This is a genomic window from Klebsiella sp. CSG-1 (genome assembly GCF_056521145.1).
The window spans coordinates 361,861-373,382 of sequence record NZ_JBWNLD010000006.1 but is presented as its reverse complement, the minus strand read 5'-3'; the positions used below and the strand labels follow the sequence as shown (position 1 = coordinate 373,382).

The following is an 11,522-nucleotide window of genomic DNA, read 5'->3' as shown; positions in this document are numbered from 1 at the left end:
CCCCGGAGGGAGGAGCATCAGTGATACGACGACGCATGCACCGCGGCCAGCCACCATTCAGTAAAAAGCCCGTCGGTGAGGACGGGCTTTTTGCGTTTTGGCGGTTGTCGGTACATATCGCTTTTCATATCTCGCGGTGCTGAATATATCCCGCTTCTTTTTATGACACTTTATTTATTAATAGAAAATATTATTTTCTGCGCTTATTAATGACGTAAAAACACAGAATAAAAAATCCAGATTTATATTTAAAAATATTTATTTGACTGATATTTTTTTATTTTAATCATTATTTATCAGCATGTTAAAATAGTTGGTTTATATTTAACGACACGTGCTGTTGTAACTGGACTTTCGCAGGGAAATGTTTTAGTGTCATTAACAGTTTGTTAACTCGATCGAGTTCGTGTCACTGTAATATCGATATAATGTAGCGCGTACGATCTGTATTAATGCTATCCCGATGTCGCTGAGATACCCCTCCCCCCACGCAGTCTAATGGGTGTGGCATCAATGTTATCGAGCGGCACGATGAGAATATAAATGAAGATCCTTTTAAAATGGTCGCCTTTGCGCCGGTTCATCCGTTACCTGCAGGAACGCTTCACCTTTTTGGTTCTGTTGTGCTGGCCGGCGATTATCTGGGTTGCTTGCCGGGTGTGCGTCTGGGCCGTTGACAGCGTCATGCTGCTGATGGGGAAACCGGTAAGCGAATCCTTTACCGTCTACCTGCAGCCGCTGATGACGTTCAGCGCGTTAGTGCGTATTTCGCTGAGCTGGGTGGTTCTGCTGTTTATTCTGTTCAGCATGGCGATGGGCTTTACCTGGCTGCTACGTCGCGTGATTAACCGCAAGCACTAACTGGGTCCTTATCGCCGGTGGCCGCCACCTGACGGACGGCCACCGTGCGCCACTCACGCCATCGTACCAATTGTTTTACGAAAACGTAGCAATGCGATAGTGAAGAACACGCCGCCGATGGCCATCAGGGTTAAAAACTGCGGCCAGACGATGGCAAAGTCAGCCCCCCGATACAGAATCGCCTGCGCCAGGCTGACAAAATGCGTGGTCGGCATGGTTAACATAATATCCTGCACCGCCTGCGGCATGCTTTCCCGCGGGGTCGAGCCGCCAGACAGCATCTGCAGCGGCAGCAGCACCAGAATCATCAGCAGCCCCAGCTGCGGCATCGAGCGAGCTATTGTTCCCATAAAGATACCGATGGACGTGGTGGCAAACAGGCTCAGGGCCACGCCCAGCATAAACAGCGGGATGGAACCTTCAATCGGCACCTGCAGCACTCCCTGGACCATGAGCAGCAGCGACAGCCCGGAAACCACCAGCACCACCAGCCCCATCGACCAGATTTTTGCCAGCATAATTTCGAACGGCGTTACTGGCATGACCAACAGGTGTTCGATCGTACCGTGCTCGCGCTCGCGGATCAGCGCCGAGCCGGTCAACACGATGGCCAGCAGGGTGATGTTATTGATGATGGCCATGACCGCGCCAAAACGCTCCTGTTCGAGATTGGGGTTAAAGCGCATGCGCACCGCCAGCTCGACCGGTAGGGTATCGTTACCCCGATAGCGAGCTACGAAGCTGTTCACCTCCCCGCTAATAATATTCTGGATATAGCCATTGCCGGTAAACGCCTGGCTCATACGCGTGGCGTCGACGTTCACCTGAATTTCCGGCTGCCGTCCGGCGAGCACATCACGCTGAAAGTTGGGCGGGATATTAATGGCAAAGGTATAGTTCCCGGCATCCAGCCCGGCATCCATCTCATCTTCATTAATCAGCTCAGGCGGTAAAAACCACGGCCGATAAAAGCCGTTGATAATTCGCGAAGAGAGCTGCGATTTATCCATATCGGCAATCGCGACAGGCGCCAAATGCAGCGACCCCGGCATCACGGTCGCTGAGGAATAGACCGATACGGTAAAGGCGAACAGGATTAAGGTCAGCATCGCCTTATCGCCGAGCAGACTGCGCAGCTCCTTGATGCCGAGATGATAGATATTGCGTAATCCGCGCATCATCCCTCCTGTTTTTTCAGTAGCCACACGCTGAGGCCAAGCACCAGCGGGATGGCTATCAGCAGCGGTATAAAGGACGCCCACAGATCGGTCAGATTCAGGGCTTTTGAAAATGTGCCGCGGGCAATGGTCAGGAAGTGGCTGGTCGGGTAAATCTGCCCAATCCAGCGACCTGGCCCCTCCAGCGAAGCGACCGGGTCAATCATCCCGGAAAACTGCGTGGCCGGTATCAGCGTAATAATGGCGGTGCCAAAGATGGCCGCAATCTGGCTTTTCATAAAGGTCGAGATCAGCAGCCCTAATCCGGTAGCGATGGTGACATACAGCAGCGCCGCCAGCGTCAGGGTCAGAAAACTCCCCTTATGCGCCACGCCAAACACCAGGACCGACAGCGCGCACAACAGGAAGAAGTTAAACATGCCCAGCGCGATATACGGCAGCTGCTTGCCCAGAAGAAACTCGCTGCGGGTCGTCGGCGTGACGTACAGATTGATGATTGAACCCAGCTCTTTTTCACGTACCACGCTCAGCGCGCTGAGCATCGCCGGGATCATCATCAACAGCAGCGGGATCACCGCCGGAACAATGGCCGGTAGGCTTTTCACGTCCGGGTTATAGCGATAGCGCGTCTCGATGGATATCAGCGAGGTATCGCGACCGGGCGTCGCCTGCCGTCCGGCCATCTCCTGCAGCCAGGCCAGATGCATCGCCTGGACGTAGCCGCGCACTGTCTCAGCCCGGTTAGGCATAGCGCCGTCCACCCAGACGCCAATTTTTACCGGCGTGCCGCGGGCAATATCACGGCCGAAATCAGGCGGAATTTCAATGGCGACGGCCAGCTCGCCGTTGCGCATCCGTTTGTCCAGTTGGTCATAGCTCTGCAGCGGCGGTTGCTCAATGAAGTAGCGCGAACCAGCGATATTCTGCGACCAGCCCTGACTGCTGAGGGTCTGGTCGCGATCGAGGACCGCGAAGCGCAGATCTTCCACGTCCATGCTAATGCCGTATCCCATGATGAACATCAGAATCACGGTACCCAGCAGCGCCAGGGTCGAACGTACCGGATCGCGCCGCAGCTCCAGCGCTTCACGTCGGCTGTAGCTAAACAGTCGCCGCAGGCTGAACGCCTGGCTTGGGGCCGTCGTTCCGGCGGGAGCGCTAACCGGCGGGGCGGGCGGTATTTGTTCGACGGGCCGCTGGGCATCCTGCAGCCAGGCGATAAACGCCTCTTCAAGGTTTGCCGCTCCACGCTGCGCAACCAGCGCCTGCGGCGTATCGCTGGCCAGTACCTTCCCGGCGTGCATCAGCGAAATGCGATCGCAGCGCTCGGCTTCATTCATAAAGTGGGTCGAGATAAAAATCGTCACCCGATCCTGGCGGGCGAGATCGACCATCAGCTGCCAGAACATATCCCTGGCGACCGGATCGACGCCGGAAGTCGGTTCATCCAGGATCAGCATTTCCGGACGATGGATCACCGCCACGGCCAGCGAAAGGCGCTGGCGAATACCTAACGGCAGAGAGGCGGGCAGCGCATCTTCAACCTCCGTTAACATAAAACGCTGGCTCATTTCCGCCACCCGAGTGGGGATGTCGGCATCCGGAATGTGAAATAAACGGGCGTGCAGTTCGAGGTTCTGCCTGACGGTCAGTTCGCTGTAGAGGGAGAAAGCCTGCGACATATAGCCGACGCGGCGCCGGGTTTCGATATCCCTGGGATTGACCGGCTGACCAAATAGCCAGGCTTCGCCTTCGCTGGCGGGCAGCAGGCCGGTCAGCATTTTCATGGTGGTTGATTTACCGCAACCGTTCGAACCGAGGAAACCAAAAATCTCGCCGCGCGCGATGCGGAAGTTCACATGGTCGACCGCCACGAAGTTACCGAAGCGCATGGTCAGGCCACGGGCTTCAATCGCGATGTCATTTTCCTGAGCGTTACGCGGCGCAATGATCACCTCTTTATGCGCCTTGCGCTGGGCTTCCGGCAGCAGGGCGATAAACGCCTGCTCCAGGGTCTGAGTGCGGGTTTGCGCTTTAAGTTCTGCGGCACTACCGGTCGCCAGTACTTCCCCCGCGTTCATCGCTACCAGCCAGTCGAAGCGTTCCGCCTCTTCCATATAGGCCGTGGCGACCAGTACGCTCATCTCCGGCTGGCGTTGGCGGATGCTGTCAATCAGCTCCCAGAACTGGGCGCGAGAAAGTGGGTCAACGCCGGTCGTGGGTTCATCAAGGATCAACAGCTGCGGGTCATGGATCAGCGCGCAGCACAGGCCGAGCTTCTGCTTCATCCCGCCGGATAATTTCCCGGCAGGGCGATCGCGGAAAGGATCCAGTCCGGTGCTGCGCAGGAGTTCATCGATGCGGTTCTCGCGTTCGGCTTTGTCATGACCAAACAGGCGGGCAAAGAAATCAACGTTTTCATACACCGACAGGGTGTGATAGAGGTTTTTACCCAGCCCCTGCGGCATCCAGGCGATTTTGGGGCAAACATCCCGGCGGTGACGCGCATCGCGCATATCGCCGCCGAGCACCATCACGTTACCTTGCTCAATGACCCGCGCGCCGGAAATCAGCGACAGTAAGCTGGATTTGCCGACGCCGTCAGGGCCGATCAGGCCGACCATCTGACGAGCGGGGATGCTTAGCGTGATATCCCGCAGCGCGACGGTGGTGCCAAAGCGCTGGCCGACGTGTTCCAGCAGGGCGACCGGTGGGTGAGTATCCTGCTCAACGCCTCTCATTGCGGTAACCTCACCGTGAGCGTATCGGGCCACGCCCGCTGGCTATCCAGGCGGACATACGCCATGCCGGGCAGACCGGTTTTCACATACTCAAGATGCTGCTCCAGCAGCTCCGGCGGGATGCGGGCCTTCACGCGGAACATCAGCTTCAGGCGTTCATCGCTGGTTTCTACCGTCTTTGGCGTAAACTGCGCGACGCTGGCGACAAAGCTGATATGGGCAGGCACCACCAGGCCCGGCGCCGCGTCCAGCACGATGCGCGCTTCGCTGCCCAGCGCCAGCAGGCCTGCCTGCTCGGTAGGCAGGAAGAAGGTCATATAGACATCGGAGAGGTCGACCATATTCAGCACCCGGCCGCCGGCGGCCAGGACCTCGCCCGGTTCGGCGACGCGATACTGAATGCGGCCGTCGCGCGGCGCTTTGAGTTCGCTATCGTCAATATCGGCGAGGATGCGCCGTTCGGTTGCCTGAGCGGCATCAACGCGGGTCTGGGCCTGAATAATGCTGGTACGGGCGGCTTCAATTGCCGCTTTTGCCGCTGAGACCTGGGCTCTGGCGGATTCGAGCGCTGCCCGGGCGCTTTCCGCTGCCGCCTGATCATCGTCAAGCTGCTGGGCTGACACCGCGCCGCGCTGTGACAGCGCGCTGGAGCGCACGTGGCGTTTGGCGGTGGAGTTTAGCTCCGCCTGCCGCTGTTTCACCACCGCTTCCGTGGCGCGCATTTCGCTTTGGCGCTGATCCAGTAGCGCTTTGGCGGCGGCGACCGCGCTTTCCGCCTCTTTAATCTGGGCGGCCGCTTCGAGGCGCTGTTCGTTCAGCACCCGAATATCCATCCGCGCCAGCACCTCGCCCTTGCGCACAAACTGCCCCTCTTTGACCAGAATGGCGTCGATGCGTCCGGCGGTTTTGGTGGCGATATCCACCTCGGTGGCTTCTATTCTGCCGTTGCTGCCGGCAAAGCCCTGCGGAAGTCCCGGCGGACGCAATGCCCACCATATCAGGGCGGCGATAACCGCCAGCAGGCCGATAAGGCACCAGGCCCAGTGCTGTTTGATTTTGTCCATACGCTACTCGCTCTGTTCCATATTGCTGAGTGATGCGCGTTTCTTCTCTCCGTCGTACGGAGCGTTATCCCTTTGAAAGACAGAGGTGGGGAGGGGCAAGGCCGACCGGCGCGCACGTCCAGCTGCGCGACTACCCGGTGAAATAGATGTGCTATGAATGTGGTCATCATCAGCAATCCTGGCCTTAAATGAAACACGCATAAATATAGCTACTGTCTATGGGATACTAGCATTTACCGCGAGTATGTCCATACGATTAACATGGGTTATTGCTGTCGCAGCGCCAATCGCCGCAAACGGTTGGACAGGCGAGCGGGAAGCCCGGTTGCTGAATTTTTAATCTGGTTGACCAGGGCGAACTGTTGTATGATTTGCGGCCTTGAAAATAGACTTATGTCGGCGAGTGCTTTATTTAATGAGCGATGAAAGCAAGAAATATATCTCAGTTATTTTTAAGGAGTGGTTGCCGTTGTATGACGGCCTGAAGCCGGAAGTGAAGGCGATTCTTAAAAATATTGCCGCTGAGCAGTCTGAGGCGCTGGCCGCTCGTTTTTATGACTTCATTTTTCAGGATCCCGATATCGCCCGCCACCTGACTTACGATCTGGTTCAGGAACGTCTTAGCCGTTCGCTGGCCGTGTGGGTCAACGACATTTTGACCAGCGAGAAAGAACAGCTGCAGGCGCTGGCAGAAAGGCAATACCATATTGGCAGTATTCATGCGCGCATCGGCATCCCCGCCGAGGCCGTACTGCGCGGCGCGCGCCAGCTCAAGGCCGGGCTGATTGAATATGTGCGGGATAACGATAAGATTGATCACCAGACCGGGCTTGCGACCATCCACTACGCGGTAATGGCGATTAATATGGCGATCGAGATGATGTGCCATGCCTACACCTTATCGCACTATCGGGCGACGAAAAATGAAGAAGCCTTTCGTCTGTATAGCCTGATGGATAATGTGCCAATGGAATATGGCAAACAGCAGGTTTCGCTCTCCGGCTGGGAAAATAGCGCGATTTTTAATATTGTCAGTGAAAATAAGAGCGATATTAACGGGACGTTATTATCTGAATCTGAGTTTGGCCTGTGGTTCCGTCATAAATGCGTGCGCTATTTTAACAAGAACGCGCAGATGGAGGAGATCGCCGACTTGATTACGCAGGTAGACAATTTAATTGCCGGCTGGAAATCCTCAGACAGCAGCGCAGAATATAAAAATACGCAAACTTTGCTCCAGAGCATCCACATCCATTGCCAGAAAATCAGCAGCCAGCTCGGGGTTATCTTCAGCAGTCTGTCGCAGATGCAGAACGGCAAAGACACCCTGACCAGCCTGCTAAACCGCCGTTATCTGCCGGTCGTCCTCAAGCATGAGGTCACGCTCGCTATGGAACATGAACTGCCGATGACGGTGGCGATTGTGGATATTGACCATTTTAAAGAGATTAATGATAACTGGGGCCATATGGTGGGCGACCGGGCAATCAAGCACGTTGCCGACCTGCTCAGCAATAACATCCGCTCCAGCGATTATATCTTTCGCTACGGCGGCGAAGAGTTTCTGCTGGTGCTGGTGGAAACCGGCGCGGCCGAGGCTTTTGCGCTCCTTGAGCGCTTACGTAAAAGCATTAGCCACCTCCCGTTTAACGTCGGCGGCGAGACCAATATCGCGATTACCACCAGTGCAGGCTTTGCCGTGCATACCGGCCATCCGGATTATAACCGGCTGCTGCGCAACGCTGACAGCGCGCTGTACGTGGCCAAGCGCAGCGGGCGCGACTGCGTGAAGATGCACCAGGGTGAGCAGGACCCGCAGCATTAAGGCGTCGCGCCCCGGCGCTCAGAACAGAACCGGCAATCCTAATCCGCGCATCACCTCATGCAACGTTTGCTGCGTGAGACGATGCGCCCGCTCGCTACCCTGGCGCAGCAACTCCAGCAACATTCCTTTATCCGCAATATACGTTGCCCGCCGTTGGCGAATGGGCGCCAGCAGCGTCTGCAGACACTCCTCCAGCGCGTTTTTGCACTGTCGGTCACCCAGTCCGCCGCGTTGATAATGCGCCTTCATCTCGGCGACGAAGGCAGGGTCGGGATGGAAAGCATCGAGGTACGTAAAGACAACATTGCCTTCGATTTGGCCAGGATCGCTGACCCGCAGATGGGTCGGGTCGGTATACATTGCGCCGACCGCACGATGAATCTGCTCTTCGCTGGCCGAGAGCGTGAGCGTATTGCCCAGCGACTTTGACATCTTGGCGCCGCCGTCAATGCCGGGCAGGCGGCTGACATCGCTGAGCAGCGCCCGACAGTGCTGCAGTACCGGCGTCGTGGTCAGGCTATTCATTTTATGGACGATCTCATTGGTCTGTTCGATCATCGGCAGCTGATCGTCGCCGACCGGCACCAGACCCGCCTTAAACGCGGTGATATCGGCCGCCTGGCTGATGGGGTAGGCCAGAAAACCGACCGGTAGTGAACGGGAGAATCCCTTCTGGGCGATTTCACTTTTGACCGTCGGGTTACGCTCGACGCGGGCGACGGTGACGATATTCATATACAGCGCGCTCAGCTCCGCCAGGGCGGGAAGCGCCGATTGCAGGCAAATCGTGGTCTTGTGCGGGTCGATACCTACCGCCAGATAATCGGCCATCACCTCAAAGATATTGCTGCTGATTTTCTGTGGGTCGCTGCCGTTATCGGTTAATCCCTGCAGATCGGCGATGAGGATAAACTGTTGATGATCGTGCTGAAGCTGCACGCGCTGACGTAGCGATCCCACGTAGTGGCCGAGATGCAGCTGGCCGGTGGGGCGATCGCCGGTAAGAATGGTCGGGTTGGTGTTCATCAGAGACTCCTTACGATGCTATTAAGCCGAAAGACGTCGCTGTGAAACGATAAAGCCGCCTTCCGGCGGCTTTAAAAATGGAAAAGTGAATCGTGCCGCCTGTTATGCAGGCAGCCACCAACGATATGGGCGGGCAATGACGACGATTCTGTTCATCAGACTATCCTGCCACGAAACGCGGCGGCAGTGAAAGCGGTTTTTTTTATTGCGGCAATAACGGTTTACAGAGTGCGGTTTTGCGCCCTCATGGAACTCAATGAAGGCGCAGGCGGGACTTACATGCTGGAGAAGACGTTCATGATGATGCCGCCGGAAATAATCAGCACCATGGCGAGGATCGCCGGCAGATCCGGTTTTTGTTTGTAGAGGATCATCGAGCAGATGGTGACGCCGACGATACCAAAGCCGCACCATAGCGAGTAGGCGACGCCCACCGGAATCGTGCTCATCGCGCGAGTGAGGGCGAAGTAGCACAGGCCGTAGGCGCAGACCACCAGTACCGATGGCGCCAGTTTGCTAAAGCCGTTGGTCTTTTTGATCATCGAGGTACCGGTGATTTCGGAGCCGATAGACAGCGCCAACCATAAAAATCCGAGATTAAACATATGCGATTCCTTTTGCGTTAGTTGGCGACTTTTTTGTCCAGAGATGAGGGTGAAGCAACCGGTTTAGCTGGCGTATCTTCGCTCTCTTCGCTACCCATTTTGGAAAACAGATTCATGATAACGATGCCGCTGGCGATAACGGCCATGCCGATAATCGCCGCGGTGTCCGGATGCTGACCGTAAAATGCCATTCCCAGCGTCGACACCACCAGAATTCCGGTACCGGACCAGGTGGCGTATGCCAGACCAACGGGAATATCTTTCACCGCGCGGGAAAGGGAGTAGTAGCAGGTGCAGTACAGCAGCACCAGCAGCCCGAGCAGCAGCATTTTGGTGCTCCCTTCGCTGCTACCGAACATTTTCAGGGTGGAAGTGGCCGAGGTTTCCGAAAGGATAACCAACAGCATCCATAGCCAACATTTTGTTTTTGAAGACATAATAAACTCCGGATCTATTTATTAAGGTAGGGTTCTTTTTTTCTGTTTTTCAAAAAATCGATAGCGGCATCGGTTAACTGCGCTTCGGGTGCGCAGGCCAGCGCCGGATTATTCACGATGTCTGTGACAGTGAGATAACGCCGCGTGCCGGCGGTGGGTACCTGAGCGAGCGCCTCCGTTCCTGCCGCCAGCTTCGCCAGTAGCTCATTCATGGTGCACAGCGTGACACCGCATGCCGTCAGCCTCGTCAACGTGGACTGCATATGTTCGGCGTAGGGCGTAGCGCTGTCTGCTCCGCGCAGCTGGTTTAACTCGCTGGCCGGATCGCAGTGATAGCCCAGCGCCAGTACCGGCAGGCCGGCAAGCAGAGCTGCATGCAACCGCCTGGCTTGTGGGTTTTGCAAGGTGCCGTTCACCAGATCGGCCGCCAGCGGATAGTCGAGAAACGGCACCACCACGGCCCGCCAGCTTGCCGACGGCAGCGCTTCCTGCCAGGTATCGCCCGGCAGCGTTTCACCGACCGCCTGCCACTGCGCGGCATCCGGCACACCTTCGTCCAGCGCCAGCTGCAGACGCTGTCCGCATCCCGCCAGACGGCTGCGGATGGCCTGGCGATAGCCCGCGGCCGGGCCAACCATCACCAGTACCGGCGGCCGCAGGCGCTGAATAATGCGTTCCACCAGGTATTCCATCTGTTCGTCGGTCATGGCTGGCCTCCGTTAAGCGATGAGCGTGACCTGCGCGCCGTTTTTCAGTCCGGCGGCATTGGCTTCTTCGGTATCAATATGAAATTCCAGCGCGAAGTCCTCGCGCACCCGCACCACCACTTCGTCGAAGGTCAACTGGCGTTCGCCGTTGCTGCGAACGCTCACCTTCTGGCCATTGGCGACGTTCAACTGCCGCGCATCCTGCGGCGACATATGGATATGCCGCCAGGCGCAGATCACCTGAGAACGCAATTCGACGTGGCCTGCCGGGCCGATCAGCAGCGCGTTACCCGCGTTCTCCAGCTGGCCAGATTCGCGAACCGGCGCTTTGATGCCGAGGGTAAAGCAGTCGGCGCGGGAGATTTCCAGCTGAGTCACCGGGCGGGTTGGCCCGAGGACGCGAACCTGAGCGAGCGAGCCCTTCGGGCCGACGACGGTAACGCACTCCTGGGCGGCAAACTGCCCCGGCTGGCGCAGGGGTTTAAACGGCGTCAGCGCATAACCCTGGCCAAACAGCGTCTCGACATCCTGCTGAGACAGATGAACATGGCGGTTAGAGATACCGACCGGGATATCGGGCGCGGAGCGCGTCAGCCGGGCGGTGATTTTTTCATGTAGCAGGGTGTCGATCATGCCTTCTTCCCTTTCTTCATCGCGGCATTTTTATCTTCAGGCTCCCCCGGTGCTGGCGGGGAAGGCGGCGTCTGCGGCGCGACTTTTTCCATCGGTAGCGGTACTGCGTTTTTCTCGTCCACGTTTTTCATGTCAGCGTGGTTCGCGGGCGGTTTTGCCTCCGGGCGACCTTTCAGATGACTCAGCGCCGCCACCACGCTGGGTTCCGGACGGGCGATGACCAGCGACTTGACGTGCTGCGCAGCGCCCGCCACCTCAACGCCGCGCTCAATAGCGGTGTGGATGGCGCTGATCTCGCCTTCGAAGCAGACGCTGACCAGCCCCGATCCGATTTTGCGATAGCCAATGCAGGTCACGCCTGCGGCTTTACAAGCGGCGTCTACGGCCTGAATGGCGGTGACCAGCCCTCGCGTTTCAATTACGCCTAAACTTTTCATTGTCGGCT

At 57.1% G+C, this 11,522-nt stretch carries 11 protein-coding genes; 2 read left to right on the top strand and 9 right to left on the bottom strand.

All coding sequences use genetic code 11. From position 1 onward, the window contains the following. The first annotated feature begins 543 nt into the window (after nt 1-543). Nucleotides 544-861: a hypothetical protein gene (locus tag AC007G_RS17330; protein ID WP_032689658.1), complete on the top strand. Its 318-nt coding sequence runs from the start codon at nt 544-546 to the stop codon at nt 859-861. Between the two features lie 53 nt (nt 862-914). On the opposite strand, the gene AC007G_RS17325 is transcribed toward AC007G_RS17330, so the two are convergent. Genes AC007G_RS17325 through AC007G_RS17315 form a run of 3 tightly spaced genes read right to left on the bottom strand, consistent with a single transcriptional unit; the run spans nt 915 to nt 5,844 of the window. After that, nucleotides 915-2,039, bottom strand: coding sequence for an ABC transporter permease (locus AC007G_RS17325; RefSeq protein ID WP_032689657.1), 1,125 nt, complete (start codon nt 2,037-2,039; stop codon nt 915-917). After that, a complete protein-coding gene (rbbA, locus tag AC007G_RS17320; RefSeq protein ID WP_318328540.1) occupies nt 2,039-4,780 on the bottom strand; it encodes a ribosome-associated ATPase/putative transporter RbbA in 2,742 nt (913 codons plus the stop codon). Before rbbA ends, AC007G_RS17325 begins: the two co-directional genes overlap by 1 nt. Beyond that, the gene (locus tag AC007G_RS17315; RefSeq protein WP_032698244.1) at nt 4,777-5,844 is read right to left on the bottom strand and encodes an HlyD family secretion protein; all 1,068 of its coding nucleotides are present in this window, start codon (nt 5,842-5,844) and stop codon (nt 4,777-4,779) included. Before AC007G_RS17315 ends, rbbA begins: the two co-directional genes overlap by 4 nt. A 415-nt stretch (nt 5,845-6,259) precedes the next feature. On the opposite strand from AC007G_RS17315, the gene AC007G_RS17310 reads away from it, so the two are divergent. Beyond that, nucleotides 6,260-7,669 (top strand): diguanylate cyclase, encoded by a 1,410-nt coding sequence (locus tag AC007G_RS17310; RefSeq protein ID WP_318328541.1) that lies wholly within the window; start codon nt 6,260-6,262, stop codon nt 7,667-7,669. 18 nt (nt 7,670-7,687) lie between these two features. Here AC007G_RS17310 and trpS read toward each other — a convergent pair whose 3' ends face one another. The 6 genes from trpS to AC007G_RS17280 form a co-directional block, all read right to left on the bottom strand. Continuing rightward, nucleotides 7,688-8,695, bottom strand: a complete 1,008-nt coding sequence (gene trpS / locus AC007G_RS17305; protein ID WP_032697894.1) for a tryptophan--tRNA ligase — start codon at nt 8,693-8,695, stop codon at nt 7,688-7,690. Between the two features lie 275 nt (nt 8,696-8,970). Then, the gene (locus AC007G_RS17300; protein WP_004857466.1) at nt 8,971-9,300 is read right to left on the bottom strand and encodes a DMT family transporter; all 330 of its coding nucleotides are present in this window, start codon (nt 9,298-9,300) and stop codon (nt 8,971-8,973) included. 17 nt (nt 9,301-9,317) lie between these two features. Continuing rightward, nucleotides 9,318-9,737, bottom strand: coding sequence for a DMT family transporter (locus tag AC007G_RS17295; RefSeq protein ID WP_032689651.1), 420 nt, complete (start codon nt 9,735-9,737; stop codon nt 9,318-9,320). Between the two features lie 14 nt (nt 9,738-9,751). Further along, nucleotides 9,752-10,444 (bottom strand): hypothetical protein, encoded by a 693-nt coding sequence (locus AC007G_RS17290; protein WP_318328542.1) that lies wholly within the window; start codon nt 10,442-10,444, stop codon nt 9,752-9,754. A 12-nt stretch (nt 10,445-10,456) separates the two neighbouring features. Beyond that, complete coding sequence (locus AC007G_RS17285; RefSeq protein ID WP_032697897.1) at nt 10,457-11,077, bottom strand: phosphate propanoyltransferase; 621 nt, start codon at nt 11,075-11,077, stop codon at nt 10,457-10,459. Further along, the gene (locus AC007G_RS17280) at nt 11,074-11,514 is read right to left on the bottom strand and encodes a BMC domain-containing protein (protein ID WP_032697898.1); all 441 of its coding nucleotides are present in this window, start codon (nt 11,512-11,514) and stop codon (nt 11,074-11,076) included. The genes AC007G_RS17285 and AC007G_RS17280 overlap by 4 nt, the downstream gene beginning before the upstream one ends. Nucleotides 11,515-11,522: the final 8 nt, after the last annotated feature.

Bases quoted from the DNA above. Each gene is read 5' to 3' on its own strand.
- AC007G_RS17330 (WP_032689658.1), top strand. From the start codon at position 544: ATGAAGATCCTTTTAAAATGGTCGCCTTTGCGCCGGTTCATCCGTTAC.
- AC007G_RS17325 (WP_032689657.1), bottom strand. From the start codon at position 2,039: ATGCGCGGATTACGCAATATCTATCATCTCGGCATCAAGGAGCTGCGC.
- rbbA (WP_318328540.1), bottom strand. From the start codon at position 4,780: ATGAGAGGCGTTGAGCAGGATACTCACCCACCGGTCGCCCTGCTGGAA.
- AC007G_RS17315 (WP_032698244.1), bottom strand. From the start codon at position 5,844: ATGGACAAAATCAAACAGCACTGGGCCTGGTGCCTTATCGGCCTGCTG.
- AC007G_RS17310 (WP_318328541.1), top strand. From the start codon at position 6,260: ATGAGCGATGAAAGCAAGAAATATATCTCAGTTATTTTTAAGGAGTGG.
- trpS (WP_032697894.1), bottom strand. From the start codon at position 8,695: ATGAACACCAACCCGACCATTCTTACCGGCGATCGCCCCACCGGCCAG.
- AC007G_RS17300 (WP_004857466.1), bottom strand. From the start codon at position 9,300: ATGTTTAATCTCGGATTTTTATGGTTGGCGCTGTCTATCGGCTCCGAA.
- AC007G_RS17295 (WP_032689651.1), bottom strand. From the start codon at position 9,737: ATGTCTTCAAAAACAAAATGTTGGCTATGGATGCTGTTGGTTATCCTT.
- AC007G_RS17290 (WP_318328542.1), bottom strand. From the start codon at position 10,444: ATGACCGACGAACAGATGGAATACCTGGTGGAACGCATTATTCAGCGC.
- AC007G_RS17285 (WP_032697897.1), bottom strand. From the start codon at position 11,077: ATGATCGACACCCTGCTACATGAAAAAATCACCGCCCGGCTGACGCGC.
- AC007G_RS17280 (WP_032697898.1), bottom strand. From the start codon at position 11,514: ATGAAAAGTTTAGGCGTAATTGAAACGCGAGGGCTGGTCACCGCCATT.